The following is a 24627-nucleotide window of genomic DNA, read 5'->3' as shown; positions in this document are numbered from 1 at the left end:
TCGGTACGTTCTATGGCGATGCAGTTGGATATCGACGCCTCCCAGCTGGACAGAATTGTAAAGGGCGATTTCGACCGCGAGTACTGGTGGTCGAAGACACCGCAGGAACGTGTCGCGGTCTTGGAGCACTTGCGACGGGTTCACTACGGCTACGATCCTCAGACCGCAAGCGTCGAGAGAGTTCTCAAGACTGTCGAACTCTGAGACGAGTAGCCACAAAGCTCACCTATCACGGTAACCATGACGTGAAGCTTCGCAACTTGATGCTGATCGTCTCGGCGGTGTGCCTTTTCCTTGGGTTGGGGGGATTTCTGGGGCGGCAGGCCATGGGACCCGTCGTCCCCTACCGGCTGCTTTGTCAGATCAGCGAGGGAATGAGCCCCGCCGAGGTTCGGGCGAGACTGGGTTCTCCCGGCGAAATATACCCTGCTGCTCAGAGCCGCCTTGGTGAGTCGTGGAATTACTACCGGTTCCTCAACGCCGGCTTCGTGACCGTCCAATTCGACTTGGACGGGCGCGTGATATGGGTGAACGACGAGAGCGCTTTCTCCGGTTTCCCCTAGCCGCTGCCCCTCGCACAGAGATTGCGCCGATTGGGTATAGTAGGCACGTGCGGCGCCGCCACGGGGCCGCCCCCTACCCCAAGCACGTATTGATGCAAGACGAACTCCGCGCCGCGATCCTCTCTTACACCAGCAACGCCGCCTACCGGGCGGTGAAGCCGAAGGTCATTGCCGAGCGGCTCGGGCTGGAGGGGGATAAGGCCGCCGACGCGAAGAAGCTCATCAAGAAGATGATCCGCGAGGGGGAGCTTGAATTCGGCCCCAACCACCTCGTCCTGCCCGTCGAAGCCGGCCACCCGTCGCGGGTCGGCCTCGCTATGCCGAGCGAGACGCCGCCGAGCGAGACGCCGTCGAGCGATGGACCATCGGCTGAGGCGAACGGCGCTCAGCCGGAGGCCGGCGACGAGAAGCCAAAGAAGCGGCGGGGCGACAGCAAGTACGTCGTCGGCACCCTGCGGCGGATCAGCTCGGGCGACGCCTTCGTCCGGCCGCAGGGGACGCCCCCCTCGGCCGAGCGCGACCTCGACATTTTTGTCCCCGAGAAGCAATCGGGCGACGCCGCCAACGGCGACATCGTGCGGCTCTCGCTCTCCAGCCGTCCCGGCCCCCGCGGCAAGGCGACCGGCAAGGTGGTCGACATCGTCGAGCGCGCAACCAGCACGTTTGTCGGCACCTATGTCGAGACCGACGGCATGGCGATGGTCGAGATCGACGGCAAGGTCTTTGGCGACCCAATCTACGTCGGCGACCCCGGCGCCAAGGGCGCCAAGGAGGGGGACAAGGTCGTCATCGACATGGTCCGCTTCCCCTCGCAAGTGCGTAACGGCGAGGCGGTCATCACCCGCGTGCTGGGCGACCGCGGCGCGCCGGGCGTCGACACCCTGTCGATCAAGTACGAGTACGACCTGCCGGGCGATTTCCCCGAAGAAGTGCTCGAGGACTCCCGCAAGCAGGCCGCGCTGTTCGACGAGTCGATCCCGGCCGGCCGCCGTGACCTGACCGGCGAGGTGATCGTGACGATCGACCCGCTGACGGCGCGCGACTTCGACGACGCGATCTCGCTCAAGAAGCTCAGCAACGGCCACTGGGAGCTCGGCGTCCACATCGCCGACGTGTCGCACTTCGTCCAGCCAAAGTCGCCGCTCGACCGCGAGGCTTACGACCGCGCGACGAGCGTTTACCTGCCGGACGAAGTCGTCCCGATGCTGCCGGAGATCATCAGCAACAACCTGGCGAGCCTGCAGCCCGACCACATCCGCTACGCGATGACGGCGGTGCTCGAGATGACGGCCGACGGCGCCGCCGTCCACTGCGAGGTCTTCAAGAGTGCGATCAAGAGCCGCCGGCGATTTACTTACGAGGAGGTGGACGGCTACCTCGTGGCGAAGAAGCTCGTCGGCCCCGACAGCCCACTCGCCGGCCAACCGGGCAGCCTCCCCGAAGGCCTCTCGCCGGAAGTCGATCAACTGCTGGGGCAGATGTTCGAGCTGGCGATGATCCTGCGGAAACGCCGGTTCGAGCGCGGCGCGCTCGAGCTCAGCATGCCCGAGGTGAAGATCGACCTCGACAAGGAGGGCCGCGTCTCAGGCGCCCACGTCGAGCAGAACACCGAGAGCCATCAGGTCATCGAGGAGTTCATGCTCGCGGCGAACATCGCCGTGGCCCACAAGCTGGCCGACGCCGGCCTGCTGTTCCTACGCCGGGTACACGGCTCGCCCGACCCGCGCAAGTCGCGGGCGCTGACCGAGTTCATCCGCTCGCTCGGCATGCCGGTCGATAACCTGCAGGACCGTTTCGAGCTGCAAGAAGTGCTCAACAGCGTGAAGGGCGACCCGCGGCAGCACGCGGTGAACTTCGCGACGCTCCGCTCGATGCAGAAGGCGGTCTACAGCCCCGAGGACGAGGGCCACTACGCCCTGGCGGCCGACTGCTACTGCCACTTCACCTCGCCGATCCGACGTTACCCCGACCTGACGATCCATCGGCTGCTCGAAGCGCTCAACCAGCACCAAGCGGGCGCCGGCCCGAAGCCGGTCAACGAGATGGCGACGCTCGTCCAGCAGGGCGACCACTGCAGCGACCGCGAAGGCCGCGCCGCCGGGGCCGAGCGTGAGCTGAAGAAGGTCAAGCTGCTCAACTACCTGAGCGACAAGATCGGCCTGGAGATGGACGGCGTCATCACCGGCGTCGAGAAGTTTGGCGTCTTCATTATGGGACGCGACATGCCGGCCGAAGGCTTCATCCACATCACGGCCCTCGGCGACGACTACTACAACTTCGACCGGGCGAGCCACTCGATCGTCGGCCGCCGCGCGGGGAACGCTTTCCGCCTCGGCGACGCGGTGCGCGTCGTGGTCGCGAATGTCGACGTCGATTCGCGCGAGCTCGACTTCCGCTACCTGGGCCGCGCCTCGGGCCCCGGGCTCCGTCCGGCCCACGCCAAGCCCGACAAGGGCAGCCGCGGCGGCGGCGGGCGCAAGGGTCGGCCCCTCCCCGCCGAAAAGAAGCGACGCCCCTCGCAGGGAAAAAACCGCCAGGCGCGCGAACGCTCCGCCGGACAGGGCAAAACCACCGAGGGAGGCAAAGCGTCCGCCAGCGGTGACGGCGGGCGGGCCAAGCCGAAGCCGGCCAAGGGAAAGAAGAAGACACCCCGCGGGCCCGGCCAAAATCGCGGTGGCGGCGGCAAGAAGAGCTGACAAATCCGGCCCCCCAAGCCGACGAAAACGCGTTCGCGCGTACCGCAACCCCTTCTAAGACCGCCTTGCTCCGATAAGCTGGTCGGTTTGGCAGGCGGCCAACCCTCCCTCCCACCGCACGACGCCCGGATGTCGTCCCCCTCCGCAGACCTTTTGCGAACGCCGCTCGCCGACTGGCACGCGGCCCACGGCGGCCGGCTGGTCGACTTCGCCGGCTGGGCGATGCCCGTACACTATGACTCGGGTAAGGGGGGCTCGATCGTCGATGAGCACAACGCCACGCGGCAGCGTGTCGGCTTGTTCGACGTGTCGCACATGGGCCGGCTCACCGTCCAAGGCCCCGCCGCCGAGGCGTGGCTCGACGGCCTCGCCACCCGCCGCGCCGCCGGCACGCCCGACGGCCGTGTCCGCTACTCGCTGGTCTGCAACGAGTCGGGCGGCGTCCTCGACGACATCCTCTTCACGCGGGTGACCGACGAGCGTTTCGACCTCGTCGTCAACGCGTCGAATCGCGGCAAGCTGCTCGAATGGTTCGCCGCACACGCCATGAAGGGCGCCGATCTGATTGACCGCACCGAGGCGACGGCGATGATCGCCGTACAGGGTCCCGAGGCGGTTGAGCTGGTCGCTTCGCTCGCCGACGCCGACGTGAAGTCGATCCGCTACTACCGGGCGGGCGAGGCGAACGTCGCCGGGGCCCCCTGCGTCGTCAGCCGCACCGGCTACACCGGCGAGGACGGCTTCGAGCTGATCGCCAACGCCGAACAGGCCGAGACGCTTTGGCAAACGCTCATCGACGGCGGCGCCACGGCGTGCGGCCTCGCGGCCCGCGACACGTTGCGTCTCGAGGCGGGCATGCCGCTTTACGGCCACGAGCTCACCGAGGCGCTCAACCCGTTGCACGCGGGGCTCGGTTTTGCGGTCGACTTCGAAGGCGTCGACGGCGGCCCTCGCGACTTTGTTGGCCGCGAGGCGTTGCTCCTCGCCAAGGACGACGGTTCGCTGGCCCGGCGGGTCGGCCTGCAGGTCGAGGGCAAACGCCCGCCGCGCGAAGAGTACCGGGTCCTCGTAGATGGCAGGCCGTGCGGCGTCGTCACCAGCGGCGGCCCCTCGCCGACGCTCGGCTACCCGATCGCGATGGCGTATGTCGAACCCGAGTTGGCTCGTGACGGGACCCGGCTCGCGATCGATGTCCGCGGCGCCGAGACGCCCGCCGTGGTGGTTCCGTTGCCGTTTTATAAGCGGGCATAGCTTACACGTGGCCGCTGGCGGGGACGCCGAGGCTCGCACGTCTTTCTTGTGACTAACAACTCAAGCCTGAACCCTTCTCCTATGAATCCCGAACAGCTGCTTTACGCCAAGACGCACGAGTGGGTCTCTGTCGAGGAGACCAGCGGCGCCAAAATCGCCACAATCGGCATCAGCAAGCACGCCGTCGAAGCGCTGACGGACCTCGTGTTCATCGAGCTGCCGCGGACGGGGCGCCCGGTCACGGCTGCGGAGTCCTTTTGTGAAGTCGAGTCCGTCAAGGCGGTTAGCGATATCTACTGCCCGATCGCCGGCGAGGTGGTAGAGGTCAACGACCCGCTCGCGGACAACCTCGAATGGCTCAGCGACGACCCCTACGGCCAGGGCTGGATCGCCAAGGTGAAGATCCTCGACGACGCCGGCCTCGCCACGCTGATGGACCACGCGGCCTACGAGAAGATGTGCGCCGAAGAAGCGTGAGCAAAGTTGGAAGTGCGAAGTGGGAAGTGGGAATTCCCTTTCGCGTTGCTTCCTCCCACTTCCCACTTCCTACTTCCCCCTTCGAAATGCCGTTCACCTACAACACCGAAGAAGACGTCGCCGCGATGCTCGAGGCGATCGGCGCCGCGTCGATCGAGGAATTGCTGTCGCAGGTGCCGGCCGACTTCCGCCTCGACCGGGCGCTCGACCTGCCGCCGGCGATGGGGGAGATGGAACTCGATCGCCACACGCGCGAGCTCGCCGCGATGAATGTCGGCGCCGCGTCCGGGGCGGTCTCGTTCCTGGGCGGCGGGGTCTACGACCACTTCATCCCCAGCGTCGTCGATACGATCGCCAGCCGCGGCGAGTTCTACACCAGCTACACCCCGTACCAGGCCGAAGTCGCGCAGGGAAACCTGCAGGCGATGTTCGAGTACCAGACGCTCATCACGCGGCTGACGGGTCTCGACGTGTCGAACTGCAGCCTTTACGACGGCGCCAGCGCCGCCGCCGAGGCCGTGCTCATGGCGCTCGCCGCCGGCAAGGGCCGCACCCGCGTCGTTGTCCCGGCGAGCCTCCACCCCGAGTACCGGCAGACGATCGAGACCTACGTCTCCTGCCTGCCGGGCGAAGTGGTCACCGTCCCCGCGCCGGACGGCGTCGTGAGTCTCGACGAGTTGCGCGCCGCGGTTGACGACCAGACCGCCTGTGTGCTGCTGCAACAACCGAACTTCTTCGGCTGTATCGAGGACGCCGACGAAGCGACCCGCATCGCGCACGACGCCGGCGCGTTGATGATCGCCGTGTTCGACCCGATCGGCCTGGGCGTGCTCAAGCGTCCCGGCGACTGGGTTGCCGCGGGTGAGGGGGCCGACATCGCCGTCTGCGAGGGCCAATCGCTCGGCTCACCGATGCAGTACGGCGGGCCGTTCCTGGGCGTCTTGGCTTGCCGCGCATCGCTGGTTCGCCGCGTCCCGGGCCGCATCGTCGGCCAGACGACCGACCGCCGTGGCAAGCGCTGCTTCGTGCTCACCCTGCAGACGCGCGAGCAGCACATCCGCCGCGACAAGGCCACCAGCAACGTCTGCAGCAACCAGGGCCTCTTCGCCTTGCGGGCGACGGTCTATCTGTCGCTGCTCGGGCCCGAAGGCATCAAGGAGACCGCCAACCTCTGCTTGCAGAAGAGCCGCTACCTGGCCGAACGGCTCGCCGCGACCGACCGGTTCGAACTGGCGTTCGAGGCGCCGACGTTCAAGGAATTCGTCGTCCGCGACCGCGAAGGCCGCGTCGACGAGCTCGTGGCCGACGGCCTCGCCGCCGGCTATCTGGTCGGGGTCCCCCTCGGCCCGCTCTACCCCGACCTGGCCGACTGCCTGCTCGTCGCCGTGACGGAGAAGCGAACCCGCGCGGAGCTCGACCGCATGGTGGCGATTCTCACCGACGACGCCGCGGCCTCGCCCCAGCGGTCCCCTCGGGAGCCGGCGGAAGTGGGCTGATTTCGCAGCCGGAGGAACGTGCAGGAATTCGGCGGAGGCGCTGCTGGTTGGACGGTCCCCCGTCGATTGCTCTAACCTGGGCTCCGCGCTCTCCGTTTTGAATCGTCGCTGATCAGAATCCCCCCCAGAACCGTGCCCCTGTTCGTCGGTGTGCCCGCCATGAGCATGATCATGACCCTCAAGCAGGCGCCCGCGGCGACGCTCGACCTGTTGGTGGAGCGGCCCGAGCTGGCGGTCGTCTTCTGGATGCGTCCCGACTACACGCCTCCCAAGCAGCCCGGCTGGGTGAAGTGGCTGGCGCGGATGTTGGGGGGCTACACGCCGCCGATGGAGCTTCCCGAGGCGCCGCCGGAGCTCGTCCGCGACGGCGACAAGCTCGACCTCGACAAGTCGTGGCACGCGCTGCAGTGGCTGTTGACCCAACCGCTCAGCCGGTCGGAGGGGGACGAGTGGGAGATCCCGCCGCCGGAAGGGTTTCTCCTCTCCGCCGGCGAAGCGATCGAGGGGAGCGACCACGGCTATGGCGATGACCGCGCCGTTCCGCCAGCCGAGGTCGCCCGGTTCGACGACCTCCTGCAGCGGATGTCGTGGTCGGACCTCAGGGCGCGTTTCAACGCCGGGGCGATGACGGCGGCCCAGGTCTTTCCCGACGCTTGGGGCGACCCCAATGAGATCGAGTATGTCAAAGGCTTCTACGATCCGCTCCGCCAGTTTATCGCTCGGACCCGGGCCGAATCGCTCGGTGTCGTGATCCAACTCAGTTAACTAACGCCAACTTTCGCTGTTTGCCCTCCATGCAAAACCAGCACGAAACCCAACTGCTGTTCGATCTCTCCAAGCAAGGCCGTCGCGCGCTGCGGCTGCCGCCCTGCGACGTCCCCGAGCGCCCGATCGACGGGCTGCTCCCCGCCGCCGCGCTCGCCCCCGCGCCGCCGGCGTTGCCGGAATTGGCTGAACCGCAGGTCGTGCGGCACTTCACGAATCTGTCGACGCAGAACATGTCGGTCGATACCCACTTCTACCCGCTGGGGTCGTGCACGATGAAGCACAACCCGAAGCGGAACGAACGCGCCGCCGCCCTGCCGGGGATCGCCGACCTGCACCCCTACCAGCCCGAGTCATCGATCCAGGGGATGCTCCACATCCTCCACGAGATGCAGGAGTACCTCTGCGAGATCTCCGGCCTGCCCGCGTGCAGCCTGCAGCCGGCAGCCGGCGCGCACGGCGAGCTGACGGCGCTTTGGGTGGCGGCCGCCTACTTCAAGGACCAGGGCCAGACGCACCGCACCAAGGTGCTGGTCCCCGACAGCGCGCACGGCACCAACCCGGCCAGCGCCGTTATGGCGGGCTTCGAGACCGTGACCGTCAAGACGCTCGTCTCCGGCGCCGTCGATATGGAAGACTTCCGCAAGAAGCTCGACGACAACATCGCCGTCTTCATGATCACCAACCCGAATACGGTTGGCATCTTCGAGCCCCAGATCGGTGAGATCGGCGACGAGGTCCACGCCCGCGGCGGCCTGATGTACCTCGACGGCGCGAACATGAACGCGATCCTCGGGATCAGCCGGCCGGGAGATTTCGGCGCCGACATGCAGCACTACAACCCGCACAAGACCTTCAGCGGCCCGCACGGCGGCGGCGGCCCCGGGGCGGGACCGATCTGCGTCGTGGAGAAGCTGCGGCCGTATTTGCCAGCGCCTGTCGTCGCTAAGCGGTCAGCTGTCAGCCATCAGCATTCAGCTAAAGAGAATCCGCAATCCACAATCCGCAATCCACAATACTACCTGGACTATTCTTCTTCCAAGTCGATCGGCCGCGTCCGTTCGTTCTTCGGCAATGTCGGCGTCCTGGTCCGCGCTTACTGCTACATCCGCTCGCACGGCCCCGACGGCCTGCGGCGGGTCAGCGAGCAAGCGGTGCTCAACGCCAACTACCTGCTCAGCCGTGTGAAGCACATCCTGCCGGTGCCACAGGGGGACCGCTGCATGCACGAGTTCGTCGCCTCAGCGAGGAAGCTCAAGACCGAGCGCGGCGTCACCGCGATGGACATCGCCAAGCGGCTGCTCGACTACGGCTACCACGCCCCGACGGTCTACTTCCCGCAGACCGTGCCGGAAGCGCTGATGTGCGAGCCGACCGAGACCGAGAGCAAAGAGACGCTCGACGCCTTCGCCGAGACGCTCTTCCGCATCACCGAAGAGCCCGCCGAACTGCTCCACGAGGCGCCCCACACGACGGCGATCAGCCGGCCCGACGAGGTCTACGCGGCGCGGAACCCGATGCTCTGCCACTGCAGCTGATGAATGGTTTCGCGCAGAGACGCGGAGACAGTAGAAGACTTAAAGACTCACGCAAAGGCGCTAAGGCGCAAAGCAAATGGGGGAGGATCCTGAGCTTTGGAAGAAGCTAGAACTCGGGGATCGAGTTCGTATTTCGCGATTTCCATCGTACGAGGGATGTCTCCATGACGACACGGCAGCGTTGTATCGATGGCTGGTTGAAACCAGTCGTGTCCTCACAGTGATGAAATTAGAGTTCATCGAAGAGCAGGCCTATCCCTGGTCTGGTGAGATTGTTTGGTCGATGGATAGCTCCCATCCTGAAGAGTTTCATTGGCTAATGCTGAACCATGACGGCTTAGAACGCGTCGATTGACTCTGTTTCCCACCATTGCGACCTCGCGCCTTTGCGTGAGTCTTCCGTTTTCTGATTTCCTCTGCGTCTCCGCGTCTCTGCGTGACACCTAAACTATTCCCCCTCGAATGCCGCCTCATCGTCGACGGCCCCGCCGACGGCGCCTGGAACATGGCCGTCGATGAGGCCCTGCTCGACGCCGCCGCGGAAGGGGGCGGGGCGACGCTGCGGCTCTATCAGTGGGCGCCGACGCTCTCGCTCGGTTACTTCCAGCGTTACGCCGATCGCGCCGCCCACGAGGCAAGCGTGGGGCTTCCCTGCGTGCGCCGCTCCAGCGGCGGCGGGGCGCTGGTTCACGACCACGAGCTGACCTACTCGCTGACGCTGCCACCCCGCGCGCTGGCGGGGCTCGACACCCGGGCGTTGTACTGCCAGGCCCACCGGGCGGTGATCGCCGCGGTCGCCGAGCTGGGGGGTGACGCGGGGCGGCTGTCGCTGTGTGACCCCGCCAAAGAGAAGGTGGCCGCGGAGCCGTTCCTCTGCTTCCAGCGGCGGGCCGATGGCGATTTGCTAGTGGAGGAACGACCCTTTCCAAGCGACCCCCGCCCGCGGGCTATGTCGGCGACAGCCGTACGGGGCCGATACAAAGTGTGCGGCAGTGCGCAACGGAAACGCCGGGGCGCCTTGCTGCAACACGGCGGGGTGCTGTTGGCCCAGTCGGCGGCCGCCCCCGAGCTTCCCGGGTTGGCCGACCTGGGCGTGCTCGACGCCGACGCCGCCTCATTCGCCGCGGCGCTCGGGCGCAACCTCGCCGACCTACTGGCTTTACGGACCGAGCCGGGCGAGCTGGGACCGGCCGAAATCGACGCCGCCCGCCAAATCGCCGCCGAAAAGCATGGCGCCGAGGGGTGGGTCCAGCGGCGATGAAGAGACCGTTAAACCGAGATAAAATCGCCGTATCCCCGTCTTGATCAAAGGGGCGGACTACCTGCTATGCTGGTATTGGGTGGAAACTTCTTGTCCAGTGCCCCCTCTCGAGGCGGGCTCCTTGGCGGTAGGTTCTGCCGCAATCGCCGTCAAAATGCCGGCGGTTTCCGCTGTCGCTGCGTAAAAAGTTAGAGAGCGAGACCGCACCGGTCTCCAACAAGCCGAGTCACGCGTTCGGAACCGCGTGACCGACAAGAGAAGAGGTAACCCGATGGCAACCGGGCCCGCGCCCCTGGGGCGTTGGCTCACCAGAACCTCCGAACGAGCCGTTGGGCCGCCGCAAGGCCCTCCTCTTCGCTCAACGGCCCGAACGCGTTCGACCACAGGAACACGACATGAAGTTGGTGGTGCTAGCTGGAGCCAAGAAAGGCGCCGCGGTCCCGATCAAGAAAAATCGCTTCGTGATCGGCCGGGGAAAGGACTGCACGCTGCGGGCTGGCAGCGAAGCGATCAGCCGCAACCATTGCGAGCTGCTCGTCACCGAGGCGGGCGTCACGGTCCGCGACCTCGGCAGTCGCAACGGCACTTATGTCAACGACGCCAAGATCGAAGGTGTCCACGCCTTGTCGAACGGCGACACCCTGCGGATCGGCCCGCTCGAGTTCCGCTATGAAGCCGAGGGCGAGCTCAAGCAAACGAAGCAGCCGAAGGTGCAGAGCGTTGGTGACGCCGTCGCCCGTACCGCGGCGAAAGGGGGCGGGGGCCAGGAGCACCTGGAAGACGACATCAGCGACTGGCTGATTGGCGACGCCGCCACCGGCGCCGCGCCGGGCGTTGGCGAGACGCTCACGATGCGGACCGACGAAACCCGGATCGCCCGCGACGCCGCCGTTAAAGCGATCGCCGAAGCCCAGACCAAAGAGTTGTCGGCCGAAGACGCCGCCGCCCTCGCCGAGGGGGAAGATGGCGAAGACGACGACAAAAAGAAGAAAAAAAAGGGAGAGCCCGGCAAGCTGCCGTTCAATCCTCACAAGCCGCAGGCAAAAGACAGCCGCGAAGCGGCCACCCAAATCCTCCGCGACATGGCCCGTCGCCGCTAAGCCCGTCGCCGCTAAACTCGTGGCCGCTCAGCCCGCACCGAGAGGTGAGGCCCCCGCCGATGAAATCCAACAAATCCCGCAAGCAGAAGCCCGCCAAGGTGTCGGGCGTCCTCGGCGTCGGCCTCGACGCAACCGACGGCCACAAGCGGCTCACCCGCGGCAAGGACTTCCTCCTCGCCGGCGGGTCGGACGAGACCCACTCGCGGATGCAGGAGACCATGATCAAGGTCACCGAACGTCTGGAAGAGCGTGGCAAGCGGATCCGAGACGCGTCGCCCGCCGAGCTCCGCGACCTGATCGGCGAGGCGGCCGGCTGATCGGCCGACCGCCCCGCTCGACAGAGAACTTCCCCCGCTCGTCATTCGGCCCCGCTCGTCATTCGGCGTGCAGCGCTTCGGACTCGGCCAGCGCTTCGTGGGCCTCGGTTTCGGCGGCGTCTTCGATCGACACCTCTTCGGTTTCGCCACGGCCGTTCCGCACGGCGGTTAACTCGGCCGCCGAGAGCTGCACGTAGCCCATCTCGCGGATGACCTCGAGGACCTCGCTACAGGTCGGGAACATCCGGCCGCTCTTCCGCTTGTAGGCGTCCAGGGCGTTCATGAACTCGACTTCCGAGTCGCTGTAGTCGCGTTCGCAGGTGGTCGGATCGATTTGCCGACGACGGTTGACCTTCTCACGGCGCTCGAGCTGGGGCTTCGCCGCCTGCGCGACCTCGATCTCGGCAGTAGCAGCGGCCTTGGCGGTGGCCTCGTCGCGGCGTTCGGCGGCTCCGCGGCGATCGAGGGTCACCTCTTCCTCGCCCGCCTTCTTGCCGGCCTTCGCCTTGGCGGCGGGCTTCTTCGCAGCAGGCTTGGCCGCCGCCTTAGCGGGCTTCTTAGCGGCGGGCTTGGCGGACGCCTTGGCGCGGGTCGTCTTGGCGGCCGTCTTGGCCTTCGTCTTAGCGGAAGTCTTGGTCTGGGCCACGGGGTTTCCTCGGCTCGGTCGTTGGCAGGCGGGGGGCGGCTTTCGGGGCGGGGGTCCGATCAACGCCGGCGGTCAGCGGTGATAGATGCAAGCATCGACGCGCCGACCTGGCAAAGAGCAACGACTGGGCAAGATTTCCGGTCTGCGTAGTCAAACCTGATCGGGCGATATTGACGGCCTGCCTACTCGTAGCACTCGCTCCGCGCCCGGGCGGCGGTTCGTGTTGCGGTGGGGGCCTCCCGGTGCTACGGTCCCCCCCGCCTACCGGCATAATCCTTACCAACCGCCGCGTCGCCCGAGAGGCTCGGCATATGCAGCTCCCTTCCCGACCACTGTCGCTCCTGCTCGCTGGCCTTGCGCTGGCGGCCGCGGGCTGCAACTCCGTGCAGCACCAGACGCTCAATGCCGAAGGGGTCGCCCTCTACAAGCAGGGCGCCTACCAGCAAGCGGCCGGCAAGTTCCAGGAAGCGATCTCCAAGCGACCCGACCTCGGGGACGGCTACTACAACCTGGCCGCCGCGATGCACCAGTCGGGCGTGCGGTTCAACCGCCCCGACGATATGAAGCAGGCCGAGACGCTCTACAACCAGGCGTTGGAGCGGTCGCCCGACCACGTCGAATGCTACCGCGGCCTCGCCGTGCTGCTGAACGAGACTGGCCGCCGCGACGCCTCGTACCGGCTGCTGAACAACTGGGCGGTCGCCAGCCCGACCAACCCGAACCCCCGTGTCGAGCTCGCCCGACTGCTCGAAGAGAGCGAGCGTTCGCAAGAAGCCGAGCAACAGCTCGTTCAGGCGCTGACGATCAGCCCCAACGACGCCCGCGCCCTGGCCGCCCTGGGCCGATTGCGTGACGAGGCGGGCGACCAGATGCAAGCGCTACAGAATTACCAGCGTTCGCTGGCCGTGAACCGCTTCCAGCCGCAGGTCGCCGCCCGCGTGGCGACGCTGCAGTCAGCGGCGGGCGCCAGCGCGAGCCTCGCGACCGGCGCCTCCGGCACACGGCTTTCGAACCAGTGGCAAGCGCCGGGGCCGGTGCGTTACTGAGTCGCAAATCGGCGTTCGAGTTCGTCGCAGGCGGCAGCCAGCGCCGCCGGTGCGTCGCACCGCTCTTTCCAAGTCCTAGTCGCCTCGGCCACTGCGGACGATTCGAGCAGCCGCCCCAGCTTCTTGGCGGCGCGCTCGCCGGAGAACCGCTCCGCCCGCAGCTCGTCCGCGACCCCAAGCCGACGCAGCCGCCAGGCGTTGTCGAATTGGTCGAACGCCATCGGCTGAATCAGCTGCGGCACGCCCGCCGCCAAGCCGCGGGCCGAGCTGCCGATGCCGCCGTGGTGGACGAACCCCGCCGAGCGCGGCAGCAGCCTTCCCAAAGGGGTGAACCCCGGGGCGATCACCGTGTCGGGCAACGCCGCCGGCAGCTGCTCGGGGTACTTCGTCAGCAGCACGCCGCGGCGGCCAAGCCGCCCGCAGGCGTCGATCGCCGCGGCGAAGAAGCGCTCGCCGTAACGCATCGCCGAGCCCGGCGTGAAAACGATCGGCGGCGTTCCCGCGTCGAGGAACGCCTCGAGCGGCTCGGCCAGCGCAAGCTCGTCACGCCCCCCGGCGCTGTCCCCGAGCGGGAAGCCGGTCGTCACGGTCCCGCGCGGCCAATCGGCCGGCGTCGCTCCGGAGGGCGAGACAAACCAATCGGGGAACAAGCAGAGCGGCGGGGCCACCCCGTAGTACCAGTCGAAAAAACCTTGTTCCAGCGGCGGTAACCCATGCGACGCCCGGAAGGCCTCCAGCGGCGGCGTGATGACGCGCCGGACGTAGAACCAGTCACCCACCAAGAACTGCAAGCGGTGGAGCCAGAGCGGCGCCCGGGGCGAGGCGAAGCCGGCCGGCAACCGCGGGGGCGCCAAGTTGCTCCACAACGCCATCGGGGCGTAGACGAGCGACGTGACCGAGACGCCTCGCGACTCCGCCGCAACGCGGCTAGCCAGGTCAAGCCCGTGGGCGATGACGAGCGTTTCTCCGGGTTGGGCCCGCTCCGTCACCAGCTTGTACAGCGGTTCGAGCAGCCCGATCGCCGCTTCCCGGAACACCACCTCGAGACCCGACGTACGGCCCCACAGCGAGCGGTTGCGCGTCATGCGGACATAGTCTTCGGCGGTCCCCACCTCGACCATCGTGAGGTTCGCCGCGGCCGCCTCGTCCGCGAAATAGGGATTGGTCGCCAGCGTGACCGCGTGGCCGCGGGCTTGCAGCGACGCCCCGAGGCCGATCATCGGAAAGACGTCGCCGTAGCTCCCCAGGGCGGTCAGTAGAAAGTGCATAGCGGCCAAGGGAACCGCCCCGACGACAATGACGCCGAGGCTCGACAAAGGAGACAACCACTGGGTCCGCGCGAGCGGGAATCGCGATCGTCGCCGATCGGGCGGAAACTTTCAGGTTCCCCCCCCTCCCCGGGGACGGCCCCTCCGGAGCTTCGCTTGTCGGTCCGGCGCTTCCTGCGGAGAATGACGGGATGCCCCCTACACCCAACGCGCCGCCGGAAGAGGACGACGACTTCGAGTACGAGGTCGAGCCCGCCGACGAAGAAGTCACCGCCCACCAGGTGCGCCGCGCCCGCGAAGACCTAGCCCGCGCCGAACGGGCGATCGATGTCGACGCCATCTACCGCGAGCTCGAGAACCGGGGCGATTTCGACGCCGCCTTCGAGAAGTTCCGCGCCCGATTCAGCGTCCGTTCCGTGCTGATCGCGACGACGGTGGTCGCCATCATTCTCGGCGTCGGCGGGTTGGGGATTTTCAACGGAACGACCTTCGCCGGGTTCATCTGCCTCTCCCTGATCGGCCTCGGTTCGGCCCACGCTTGGCTCAATTACCAAGAGGGCCGTCGCCGCGCCGAGCTGATCGCCCGCCGCGAGGCCGAACTCCGCCGCGCCCGGGGAGACGCCGACGACGATTTCGAACCCGAGCCAGCTCAGCCGCCGCCGAGTCCGGCCGAGCTGTTGGCGTCGTTCTTCCGCTTCACCTTGATGGACCTGATGATCGCCACTGCCGCGGCGGCGGTGATGCTCACCCTCATGTCGTTCGCCGGCTCGGCCGGCAAGGCGGCCGCCGCGATGGGCGCGTTGGCGATCACCGGCTTCGCGCTCCAGGCCGCCGAAATCAACATCCCGCGTCCGCTGCTGCTCGCCTGGTGGCTGGCGCTCTTGGGGTACTGCGTGCTGACGGTGGTCTCGATCGTGATCTGATCCGCTAGCGCCCAATCGCCAAAGGCGAATCAAAGTGAGCCGTCGGCGCTAGCCGCGGGTGGCGTCACTCTTGATTCACCCGCGGCTAACGCCGACGGCTCGCCGAGGGTCGGACGCACGGAGTCAGCCACCCGCCGCTTGGTCGTCGATCCATTCGCCGACGAGCTCTTCGAGCGTCACCAGCGGCAAGGCGCCGTTCTCGAGCACCGCATCGTGAAACGCCCGGAGGTCAAACCGCTCGCCGAGCCGTTCTTCCGCCACGCCGCGCAGCTCGCGGATCTTTAGCTCACCCGTCTTGTAGGCGAGGGCCTGTCCGGGCCAGCCGATATAGCGGTCGATCTCGGACCGGATCTCGTGCATCGACATCGCCGAGTTGGCGGCCATGTAGTCGATCGCCTGCTGACGGCTCCAACCCTTGAAGTGCATCCCGGTGTCGACGACCAACCGCGCGGCGCGCCACACCTCCATCGTCAGCCGACCGAAGTCGCTATACGGGTCCTCGTAGAAACCGGCCTCGACGCCGAGCCGCTCGGCGTAGAGCGCCCATCCCTCAACAAAAGCGGTGAAGCCGCCGTACTTGCGGAGCGGCGAGAGCCCTTCCAGCTCTTGCTGTAGCGCGATCTGCAGGTGATGCCCCGGAACCGCTTCGTGCAGCGCGAGCGCTTCGAGCATGTACATCGGCCGCGCCGAGAGGTCGTACGTGTTCAGGAAGAAGAAGCCCGCCACCTTGCCGTCGCCGGCCGGCGACTTGTAGTACGCGAACGTCGTCTTCGGGGCGATGTAGGCGGGGATCGGCTTCAGACCGTAGGGCATCCGCGGCAGACGGCCGAACAGCGACGGCAACTCCCCATCCATCCGCTTGAGGATCGCCGCCGTCGTCGCCATCAGCTCCTTGTCGGTCTTTGCGTAGAACTCCGGCGCCGTCCGCAGGTGCTCGACGAAGGCGGCGAAGCGGTCCTCCTCGTCGGTCTCGAAGCCGATCTTCGTGATAAGGGCGTCCATCTCGCCACGGATCCGCTCGACCTCCGCCAACCCGACACGGTGCACTTCCTCGGGCGTCGTATCGAGCGTCGTGAATTTGCGGACGCAGTGCCGGTAGTAGTCTCGCCCCCCCGGCAGCGCCGACGCGCCGATCGTCGACCGGCAGTTGGGGACGTACTCGTCCGCCATGAACTCGCCGAACCGCCGGTAGCCCGCCACGACCGACGAGAGGATCGCCTCGCGCGCGTCGGTCCGCAGTCGCTCGTACTCCGACTCGGGCACGCCAACCGGGAACTCCTTGAACGGCTTGTAGAGCAGGCTCTTCGTCGGGTCCTCAACGACGTGAGAGTCGATCGACGACTCGTAGCCTTCGAGGATCACCGACGGCAGGGTCAGCCCCTTCTGGACGCCGGCCCGCATCAACTCGATATGGCCATCGGCGTAGTCCCCGAAGGCCCGCAGCCGCGCCAGGTAGTTCTCGTAATCCTTGACCGTTTCGAGCGGCGAATCGTCGGGCAGTTCCGGGAACTCGACGTGGAAGCCGCTACGGTTGTTGATCGGCGCCAGGTGTTGTCCCGCGGCGTACTCGGCGAGCGAGTCGGCTAGGTCACGCTCGAGCAGGTCACGTTCCAGCCGCTCGTTTTTGGTGAGCGCGTTGCGGTCGATCGCCCGCAGGCGCTGGCGGAACTTGGCGTCGCTGGCGGCCGCCCGGTCGGCGTCGGCTAGCGAGACGCTCGCCAAGCGGTCGTTGTAACGGCTGTCGCCGCACCGCGTGGCGAACTGCGGCCACTCGTGGAGACGCCACTGCCAGACCTCGTCGAGAATTGCTTCGAGCGACGCGCTCGGAGAAGCGTCGGGCGTTGCGGCCACCGAAGGCGCTGCGAGAAGCATCGTGAGGAACGCGACAAGAACGCGGGCAGTGTTGCAAAGCATTCGGTCTCTCCGGGGTAATCAGGTGGTGTGGTTTGCCGGCGTCGCTGCGTGGGGGGGGTGTTCAAAGTGGCATTCTGGCGCCAGTTTCACGCGCCGCGGCGACTAACAGGTAAATTTGACTCCACATTCACCATCATGAAACTGCGAATTCAAACCGACTACGCCCTGCGGACCCTCATGTACCTCGGGTACACGGGGCAGACGGCCCGTTCGGAAGACATCGCTACGAAATTCGTCATCTCGAAGGACCACCTCGTGAAGGTGATCCAGTTGCTGGCGAAGCACGGCTACGTGAGGACGACTCCCGGCCGGGGGGGCGGCGTCTCGCTGGCGCTGCCCGCTGAACAGATCGCCCTCCGCGAGGTTGTCGAACGCTTCGAAGGGCGGAACGGCCTGCTGGAGTGCGTTGAGAACCCCGAGGTGTGCCCCCTCGAACCCGGATGCCGACTTCGCCGAGCCTTGATCCGCGCCGAGCGGGCATTCTACGACGCGTTGTCCGAGTTCACCATCGCCGACCTCTGCACCCGACGGCAGCAGGGCGGCCTCAGAAATCTTCCTTTCGACACCTGACCGGAGACCCCCCATGCGATTCACGCCCCTTCCGTTCGCACGCTTCGTCCCCCTGTGGTGCGCCGCGTCCGTGTTCGCCCTGGCGCCGTTGCTGGCCGATCATTCAAGCGGTGCGGAAGCCATCCCCGACAAGGCGCCAACGACGGGGACACCGGTCGACGAGGCGCTCCAGCGCACCCGCAAGCAGGTGCGGATGATCGACGGGATCTACAAGCATGGGATCGTTCTGATCACCGAGAACTACGTCACCGAAGACACCGACATGCCGGCTGGGGTGGCCTTCAAGAAATTGTTCGAGGCGGCCAAGGACAACGGCTGGCACGAGGTGCGTCTGATCGACGCGACCGGCGAACCTTACAACGACGAAAACTCCCCCCTGCCCGGCTTCGAGCAACGCGCGGTCGATGTCATCAAGAAAGGCGAGGCCTACTACGACGAAGTCTTCACCGAAGACGGCAAGCGCTATCTCCGCGCCGCCACCGCGATCCCCGTCGTGCTGCCCAAGTGCGTGATGTGCCATCCCCATTACGAAGACGCCGCGCCCGGCGCCGCGATCGGCGTGCTCGGCTACAAGTCGCTGATCGAGTAACGGCGACGCAACGCTGGGTTCAAACAAAAGACGCTCTGGCCGCGTGGCGCGCGGCCAGAGCGTTGTGCTTTGAGACGGTTCCGAACGCCGGCGGAGAACTAGACGCTCTTGAGCGAACCCGCGAGTGAAGCTACCGGTCCTTCAACGCCACAAAATCGCGCTCGGTCGGGCCGGTGTAGATCTGCCGCGGGCGGTAGATCCGCTTGCCGGGGCTGTCCCGCATCTCTTGCCAGTGAGCGATCCAGCCCGGCATGCGGCCGATCGCGAAGAGGACGGTGAACATCTCGACCGGGATGCCGAGCGCCCGGTAGATGACGCCCGAGTAGAAGTCGACGTTCGGGTAGAGCTTCCGCTCGACGAAGTACTCGTCGGTGAGGGCGACCTGTTCGAGCTTCTTGGCGATCTCGAAGATCGGGTCGTTGATATGGCCCTCTTCGATCAGGTCGTGGCAGACCTGCTTGATGATCTGCGCCCGCGGGTCGAAGCTCTTGTAGACGCGGTGGCCGAAGCCCATCAGACGGAAGCCGTTCGACTTGTCCTTGGCCATGTCGACGTACTTTTCGACGTCGGCGCCGTCGTCGCGGATCTGGTCGAGCATCGCGACGCACGCCTCGTTGGCCCCGCCGTGCAGCGGGCCCGACAGCGCGGCGACGCCGGCCGAGATCGAGGCGAACAGGTTCGCGTCGCTCGAGCCGACCATCCGCACCGTGCTGGTGCTGCAGTTCTGCTCGTGGTCGGCGTGGACAATCAGCAGCAGGTTCAGCGCCTTGGCGGCCACCTTGCTGATCTCGTACTTCTCCGCGGGCACGCTGAACATCATCTGCAAGAAGTTCTCGCAGTAGCCCAACTCGTTGTCCGGGTAGACGTACGGCTGGCCGATCGACTTCTTGTGAGCGTAGGCGGCGATCGTCGGCGCCTTGGCCAACAGCCGCATGCTGCAGCGGTGGACGTGGTCCGGGTTGTTCACGTCGAGCGAGTCGGCGTAGAACGTGCTCAGCGCGTGGATCACGCTGCTGAGGATCGCCATCGGGTGGGCGTCGTGTTGGAAGCCGTCGAAGAACTTCCGCATGTCCTCGTGCAGCATCGAGTGCTGGCGGAGGTCGGTCCGGAAGGCGTCGATCTGCGCCGCGTCGGGCAGCTCGCCGTGCAGCAGCAAGTAGCAGACCTCGACGAAGTCGCAGTTCTCGGCAAGCGTCTCGATGGCGTACCCGCGGTAGCGCAGGATCCCTTCCTCGCCGTTGAGGAACGTGATTGCGCTCTCGGTCGAACCGGTGTTGACGAAGCCCTCGTCGACGGTGATCGCGCCGGTCTGGGCGCGGAGCTTCGAGATGTCGAGCCCGACCTCATTCTCTGTGCCGACAATAAGCGGCAACTCGAGGGTCTTCTCGCCAATCGTTAGCTTGGCGGCGTCGGCCATCAACTACTCTCTCCGAAAGTGGGAACGGGACGCGGGACAAGGCATTCTCAAACACCGGGCAAACCGGGCGAACCGCAGTCTAACGGCCACCCCAGAGGCTGCCAATCGGCGGCCCCTGCCGAAAACCTACCACGCCGCGCAGAAAAGGAGGGCCCCGTTCCGACGCAACTCGGAACCGGGCCCTCGATCGTAGCCAAGTGGCAAGGCTGCCCAAGCATGTCGGACGTTGTCGCGCCCGGCGGCGGCATTCGGCCCGCAACGCGCGGCCGGTCCGGGTCGGCCTTGCCGATTAGGCCGTCGGCGCCGGTTGCAGGACCGCCCTAGGCGGCCCGCGCCCCCTCGACCGCCTGGCGGTGCGCCACCGCCTCGCAGAGCACGCATGGCAAGAAGACCATGCCGCCACAACCCGGGCACCGCTGGGCCGCCGCCGAGCGGAAAACCTCGGGCTCCACGGGCGGAGCGCCGAAGAGACCCCGCTCGCCCTTGGCGATCGCACCGACCGACCCACGGCTGACGCCCGTGGCGGCCGCGATGGCCCGTCGCGACAGCTGACCCTCGTCGAGCAGCCGCCGCACCTCAAGAACTTGCTCCAACGCCAACATAAGGCTCCTCCGCAGGAAAGGGGACAGGAAGAAAAGTACGCGGCTGTTTCGCGCGTCAGTCCTCGTCGTCCCGTTCGATCCAGAAGTCGCCCGGCTCGGGGTAGGTCTCGTCGTCATCGGGGAGAAAAAAGTCCCAATCGGCGTCCCCGAGCGCCACCAATCCGCCGCCGCTGATCTTTCGCATGGCCAACTCCAGATAGTGAACATAAAATCACTTACCTGGCGTGAAGCTATCACATCGCGCGGCCAAAACCCAGCACAAATAGGGTTCATGTGTGCACTATTCGTGCATCCACGGTCCGGCACGCTACTGGAGCCGCTGTAAGACTTCGGTGCTCTGAGCGGCTAGCTCCGGGACAACCCGGGCCAGCTCGTCGAGTTCCTGCCGCGACGCCCCCGAGAGTGTCGCGCCCGCCGTGCGGGCTTTGTCGTCCTGACCTAGTCGGTCGTAGGCGACGACCCGGGCCGCGGCGACTGCCAGATCGTGTCCGCCGTTTGAGTTGGCGTCGTCGGGCAGCGACTCCAGCACCCGGGCGGCGCCCGCGGCGTCGTCGCGTCGCAGCAGACAGAGGGCGAGACTTCGCTGGGCAAGGCGGTGGTACAACGCGTCGGCTTCGGGGTGGTACCTCAGGACCGCCTGCCAGGCGTCGGGAGTCTCGGCCATCTTGGCGTGGAAGAGCTGCTGCTGAACCGTCTCGAAGCGTTCGACACGGATCGCACTCGACCGCAGCACCGCCCGAGGAGCGGTAGCGCCGCCAACGACAGCGCCAACCAACAGCCCGATCAGCGAGGCGGCCGCGATGCGTCGCAGGCGGCCGCGCGAGGCCGCCTGCTTTCCCGAGTCGGCGTGCATCGCCGCGGCGAGCCGCTGGAGGGCTTCGACGTCGTCCCCGGTCCGTGGTGACCAGCCGCCGATCGATGACGCGCCGGTCAGCGTCGCGCCGAGTCCTCCCGAGGCGGTCACCCACCCCTCGGACTGCCCCGACCGCGCGGCTTCGGACACCGCCTGTAGCAGGGCGCTGGGCGAGTCGTAGCGGTCACTCGGCGATTTGCGGATGAGTCGGTCGATGACCGCCGCCAACGCCGCGGGCGTGTTGGGGCGGCGTTTGGCGACCGGATCGGGCGCGCTGTTGAGGTGCTGTACCGCGACCGACAGCGGTGTGTCGCCGGTGAACGGTGGGTCGCCGGTCAGGAGTTGGTAAGCCGTCACGCCGAGCGAGTAGAGGTCGCTGCGGGAGTCGACCTCGCGTCCCTCGATCTGCTCGGGGCTCATGTAGAGCGGCGTCCCCATCGCGACGCCGACCTGCGTCATCCGAGGGGTGTTGGCTTCGAGGAGGCGGGCGAGCCCAAAATCAGCCACCTTCACGGCGCCCAGCCGATCGAGCATCAGGTTGTCGGGCTTGATGTCGCGATGGACGAGGCCCTGCTCCGCGGCGGCGGCGAGGGCCGACCCGACTTGCCAGAGGACCTCGAGCACCCGGACCGGCTCAAGGACGCCGCTCCGCTGGATCTGACGCCCGAGGCTGCCGCCCGCGACGTATTCTTGGGCGATGTAATGGCGGCGGACGCCGTCGATCTCGGCGGCGCCGACCTCGTAGATCTGCACAATCCCGGGGTGGGTCAACGACGCGGCCGAGCGGGCCTCGTGCTGGAAACGATCGACGTAGGCCCGGTCGCGGCAGAGTTCGGCGGCGAGCACCTTGACCGCGACACGACGCGCGAGCGATTGCTGCTCCGCCAGATAGACCGCCGCCATCGCCCCCCGCCCCAGCTGCCGGAGCAGTTGGTAGTCGTTCAGGCGGCAGCCAGTGAGGTCGTCCAACGGGAGGCGTGCTTCGGTAGGGGGTTAGGCTTGAAGCAGAAGATCGATCTCGACAGCGAAGCGGCCGCCTTCGTCCCCCTCCCTTTTTAGGGAGGGGTTAGGGGAGGGTCGAGGCGTTCCTCACAGGTGTGCTTTTCTGTCCTGGGCGTTGTCACCCTCCCCGAGCCCCTCCCTGCAAAGGAGGGGGACGGGGGCGACGGCTTCGCCATCGCCCGATGACTATTCGCCAATCCGCTCGACGCAGTCCTCACCCCCCAAGCCTCACGGCTTTCAACACGCGGCTCGCCGCCTCGGATTTGTTCAGCACGTAGTAATGGATGCCGGGGACCCCCGCGTCGACGAGGCCTTGCGTCTGGACGGTCGCTTGCTCGACGCCAACGTCGAACTGCGCCGCGGCGTCGTCGCCGCACGCCTCGAGTTGCGAGAGGAACGCCACCGGCAGCCCGGCGCCGCACAGCGAGGCGATCCGCTTGACCTGCGATACGTTCGTCACGGGGAGCAGGCCCGGGATGAGCGGTACGTCGATGCCAGCCGCATTGCAGCGGTCGCGGAAGCGGAAGAAGTCCTCGTTGTCGTAGAACAGCTGCGTGATGATGGCGTGCGCGCCGGCGTCGACCTTGCGTTTCAGCGCGTCGAGGTCCGCCTCGGGGCTGGGCGCCTCTTGGTGCACCTCCGGATAGCCTCCGACGGCGACGCCCATCGCGGGGAAGTCCTCGTGGATCATCGCCACCAGCTCGTTGGCGTAGTGGAAGCCCCCCTCGGTGAAGCGGAACTCGGTCTCCCCGGCCGGCGGGTCGCCCCGGAGGGCGACGACGTTTGTCACGTCGGCCTCCGCGGCCCGCCGCAGATAGTCGCGGATCTGGTCCGCGGTGCGCCCGACGCACGTTAGGTGGGTGGCGACTGGCAGGCCGAACTCCTTACGCACCCGCGCGGCGATCTCAAGGGTGCGGTCCTGGGTGGAACCGCCCGCTCCATAAGTGCAGGTAATATAAGCCGGTTTGAAGCCCACAAGCGTCTGGGCGTGCCCAAACAAGGCTTCAACGCCCGCCTCGGTCTTGGGCGGGAAGAGCTCGAACGAGAGGGCGAACTTGTTCGCGGCGTAGATATCGGGGAGGCGCATAGAGTTGGTTGTCAGCTCTCGGCTGTCGGCTATCGGCTTGTATTCAAGAAGGACGATTACATCTGTGGGAGGGGTCTCCAGACCCCGATTGCGCGCACCGCGCCGTTTCGGAATGGCTACCGTAATCGGGGTCTGGAGACCCCTCCCACAGCATTATGCCGAGACACTAACCGCATCCGAGCCAGCACAGTATAAGCCGACCGCCGACAGCCGACAGCCGACAGCCCCCCGCTCACCACAACCGGGCATTGGCTTCGGCGACAACGTACTCGGCGACATAGTCCTTGTAAGCCTGGGCGATCTGGCGGGTCAGCGGCCCGCCGCCGGGAGGAAGCTCACGCCATTGGCCGCTGGGAAGCCGTATCGCCGCCACCGGCATCACCTCGCGGGTGGCGCTGGTGACGAAGGCCTCGTCGACTTGGGACAGGTCGTCGACGGTGAGGAGTTCTTCATGGATTGGCCAGCCGGCGGCGGCGCCGATCTTCCGCAACGCCGCCCCCGTGATGCCGCGGAGGTTGCCCGCCGAGTCGGCCGGCGTCTGCACCTTGCCGTCGGTGACGAAGAAAATGTTGCTGTTGCTCGCCTCGGTGGCGTAGCCCTCGTGGTTCAGCATGAGGCAGTCGTCCGCGCCCCGCTCGACCGCCTCGGCGAGACCGAGGATGTTGTTCAGGTAGTTGCCGCTCTTGATATTGGGGCTGAGGGCGTCCGCCGCGTTGCGTCGCACGTCGGTGACGGCCAGCCGCATGCCGACCTCGCAATGCGCTTGCTTCCACTTCGGCACGGGCTTCACGAAGATCATGAAACTGGTTCGCAAGTTCGGATCGGGATAGAGATCGACCGGTCCGACGCCGCGCGAGAGGTGCCAGCGGACATAGACCTCGCCCGTACCGTCCTCGCTCGGCCGGCCGCCGGCCGCGGCGACCGCCCGACGGATTTCTGCCATCAACTCTTCGCGGCTCTGAGCGATCGGCATGTGGATCAGCCGAGCCGAGTTCTCCATCCGCTCGAAGTGCTCGCGCCAGAACAGGGGCACGCCGTCGTAGGTGCGGAAGACCTCGTAGACCGAATCGCCGTAGAGGAAGCCTCGGTCGAGAACCGGGATCCGGGCGTCGTCGAGCGGCGATAGCACGCCGTCGATATTGGCGGTGGGTTGAACGGCGACAGCTGGCATGTGGAAATCCTCTACAGACGGCGCGTCACGGCCCCAGACCGCATCGACTTGGCAATCTTGGCAAGGTGCGTCGGG

At 66.7% G+C, this 24627-nt stretch carries 24 protein-coding genes; 15 read left to right on the top strand and 9 right to left on the bottom strand.

Translation table 11 applies throughout. The annotated features are described in order from the left end of the window. Positions 1–12 precede the first annotated feature (12 nt). The 11 genes from Pla108_RS00205 to Pla108_RS00155 all read left to right on the top strand — a co-directional run bounded on the left by Pla108_RS00205 (position 13) and on the right by Pla108_RS00155 (position 11464). Positions 13–204, top strand: coding sequence for a hypothetical protein (locus Pla108_RS00205; protein WP_146441304.1), 192 nt, complete (start codon positions 13–15; stop codon positions 202–204). Between the two features lie 59 nt (positions 205–263). Continuing rightward, the gene (locus Pla108_RS00200) at positions 264–563 is read left to right on the top strand and encodes an outer membrane protein assembly factor BamE (RefSeq protein WP_146441302.1); all 300 of its coding nucleotides are present in this window, start codon (positions 264–266) and stop codon (positions 561–563) included. A 92-nt stretch (positions 564–655) separates the two neighbouring features. Then, positions 656–3259, top strand: a complete 2604-nt coding sequence (gene rnr, locus Pla108_RS00195) for a ribonuclease R (RefSeq protein ID WP_231934212.1) — start codon at positions 656–658, stop codon at positions 3257–3259. 129 nt (positions 3260–3388) lie between these two features. Beyond that, positions 3389–4510 (top strand): glycine cleavage system aminomethyltransferase GcvT, encoded by a 1122-nt coding sequence (gene gcvT / locus Pla108_RS00190; protein ID WP_146441298.1) that lies wholly within the window; start codon positions 3389–3391, stop codon positions 4508–4510. 81 nt (positions 4511–4591) lie between these two features. Continuing rightward, on the top strand, positions 4592–4987 hold the full coding sequence (gene gcvH, locus Pla108_RS00185; RefSeq protein WP_146441295.1) for a glycine cleavage system protein GcvH: 396 nt from the start codon (positions 4592–4594) through the stop codon (positions 4985–4987). Positions 4988–5073: 86 nt separating this feature from the next. After that, positions 5074–6483: an aminomethyl-transferring glycine dehydrogenase subunit GcvPA gene (gene gcvPA, locus Pla108_RS00180; RefSeq protein ID WP_146441293.1), complete on the top strand. Its 1410-nt coding sequence runs from the start codon at positions 5074–5076 to the stop codon at positions 6481–6483. 159 nt (positions 6484–6642) lie between these two features. Further along, positions 6643–7248, top strand: a complete 606-nt coding sequence (locus Pla108_RS00175) for a DUF1877 family protein (protein ID WP_231934211.1) — start codon at positions 6643–6645, stop codon at positions 7246–7248. A 29-nt stretch (positions 7249–7277) separates the two neighbouring features. After that, complete coding sequence (gene gcvPB, locus Pla108_RS00170) at positions 7278–8786, top strand: aminomethyl-transferring glycine dehydrogenase subunit GcvPB (RefSeq protein ID WP_146441287.1); 1509 nt, start codon at positions 7278–7280, stop codon at positions 8784–8786. Between the two features lie 436 nt (positions 8787–9222). After that, complete coding sequence (locus Pla108_RS00165) at positions 9223–10047, top strand: lipoate--protein ligase family protein (RefSeq protein WP_146441285.1); 825 nt, start codon at positions 9223–9225, stop codon at positions 10045–10047. A gap of 395 nt (positions 10048–10442) precedes the next feature. Next, complete coding sequence (locus Pla108_RS00160; RefSeq protein ID WP_146441283.1) at positions 10443–11147, top strand: FHA domain-containing protein; 705 nt, start codon at positions 10443–10445, stop codon at positions 11145–11147. A gap of 59 nt (positions 11148–11206) precedes the next feature. Further along, complete coding sequence (locus Pla108_RS00155) at positions 11207–11464, top strand: hypothetical protein (RefSeq protein ID WP_146441280.1); 258 nt, start codon at positions 11207–11209, stop codon at positions 11462–11464. Between the two features lie 58 nt (positions 11465–11522). Here Pla108_RS00155 and Pla108_RS21160 read toward each other — a convergent pair whose 3' ends face one another. Next, complete coding sequence (locus Pla108_RS21160) at positions 11523–12110, bottom strand: hypothetical protein (protein ID WP_231934210.1); 588 nt, start codon at positions 12108–12110, stop codon at positions 11523–11525. Positions 12111–12421: 311 nt separating this feature from the next. Between Pla108_RS21160 and Pla108_RS00140 the strand changes: the two genes are divergently transcribed. Then, the gene (locus tag Pla108_RS00140; protein ID WP_146441278.1) at positions 12422–13156 is read left to right on the top strand and encodes a tetratricopeptide repeat protein; all 735 of its coding nucleotides are present in this window, start codon (positions 12422–12424) and stop codon (positions 13154–13156) included. Here Pla108_RS00140 and Pla108_RS00135 read toward each other — a convergent pair. Continuing rightward, positions 13150–14481 (bottom strand): glycosyltransferase, encoded by a 1332-nt coding sequence (locus Pla108_RS00135; RefSeq protein ID WP_146441275.1) that lies wholly within the window; start codon positions 14479–14481, stop codon positions 13150–13152. The two genes, Pla108_RS00140 and Pla108_RS00135, sit on opposite strands and share 7 nt — an antisense overlap. Positions 14482–14615: 134 nt before the next feature. Here Pla108_RS00135 and Pla108_RS00130 point away from each other — a divergent pair, with 134 nt between their 5' ends. Further along, positions 14616–15347, top strand: a complete 732-nt coding sequence (locus Pla108_RS00130) for a hypothetical protein (protein ID WP_146441273.1) — start codon at positions 14616–14618, stop codon at positions 15345–15347. A gap of 123 nt (positions 15348–15470) precedes the next feature. Here Pla108_RS00130 and Pla108_RS00125 read toward each other — a convergent pair whose 3' ends face one another. Then, on the bottom strand, positions 15471–17261 hold the full coding sequence (locus tag Pla108_RS00125; RefSeq protein WP_197526100.1) for a DUF885 domain-containing protein: 1791 nt from the start codon (positions 17259–17261) through the stop codon (positions 15471–15473). A gap of 135 nt (positions 17262–17396) precedes the next feature. Between Pla108_RS00125 and Pla108_RS00120 the strand changes: the two genes are divergently transcribed. Both Pla108_RS00120 and Pla108_RS00115 read left to right on the top strand, forming a co-directional pair. Continuing rightward, a complete protein-coding gene (locus tag Pla108_RS00120) occupies positions 17397–17831 on the top strand; it encodes an RrF2 family transcriptional regulator (protein WP_146441271.1) in 435 nt (144 codons plus the stop codon). A gap of 13 nt (positions 17832–17844) precedes the next feature. Next, complete coding sequence (locus Pla108_RS00115; RefSeq protein WP_146441268.1) at positions 17845–18420, top strand: c-type heme family protein; 576 nt, start codon at positions 17845–17847, stop codon at positions 18418–18420. Between the two features lie 130 nt (positions 18421–18550). Here Pla108_RS00115 and Pla108_RS00110 read toward each other — a convergent pair whose 3' ends face one another. The 6 genes from Pla108_RS00110 to Pla108_RS00090 form a co-directional block, all read right to left on the bottom strand. Beyond that, on the bottom strand, positions 18551–19837 hold the full coding sequence (locus Pla108_RS00110; protein ID WP_146441266.1) for a citrate synthase: 1287 nt from the start codon (positions 19835–19837) through the stop codon (positions 18551–18553). A 320-nt stretch (positions 19838–20157) separates the two neighbouring features. Beyond that, a complete protein-coding gene (locus Pla108_RS00105; RefSeq protein WP_197526099.1) occupies positions 20158–20436 on the bottom strand; it encodes a hypothetical protein in 279 nt (92 codons plus the stop codon). Positions 20437–20494: 58 nt separating this feature from the next. Next, positions 20495–20623 (bottom strand): hypothetical protein, encoded by a 129-nt coding sequence (locus Pla108_RS21420; RefSeq protein ID WP_261342502.1) that lies wholly within the window; start codon positions 20621–20623, stop codon positions 20495–20497. Between the two features lie 123 nt (positions 20624–20746). Continuing rightward, a complete protein-coding gene (locus Pla108_RS00100; protein WP_146441261.1) occupies positions 20747–22261 on the bottom strand; it encodes a serine/threonine-protein kinase in 1515 nt (504 codons plus the stop codon). Between the two features lie 247 nt (positions 22262–22508). Further along, complete coding sequence (gene metF, locus Pla108_RS00095; RefSeq protein ID WP_146441259.1) at positions 22509–23381, bottom strand: methylenetetrahydrofolate reductase [NAD(P)H]; 873 nt, start codon at positions 23379–23381, stop codon at positions 22509–22511. Positions 23382–23613: 232 nt separating this feature from the next. Next, the gene (locus Pla108_RS00090) at positions 23614–24552 is read right to left on the bottom strand and encodes an aminotransferase class IV (RefSeq protein ID WP_197526098.1); all 939 of its coding nucleotides are present in this window, start codon (positions 24550–24552) and stop codon (positions 23614–23616) included. Positions 24553–24627: the final 75 nt, after the last annotated feature.

The organism is Botrimarina colliarenosi (assembly GCF_007859955.1).
Classification (GTDB): domain Bacteria; phylum Planctomycetota; class Planctomycetia; order Pirellulales; family Lacipirellulaceae; genus Botrimarina; species Botrimarina colliarenosi.
This window is presented reverse-complemented; position numbering and strand designations above follow the sequence as displayed.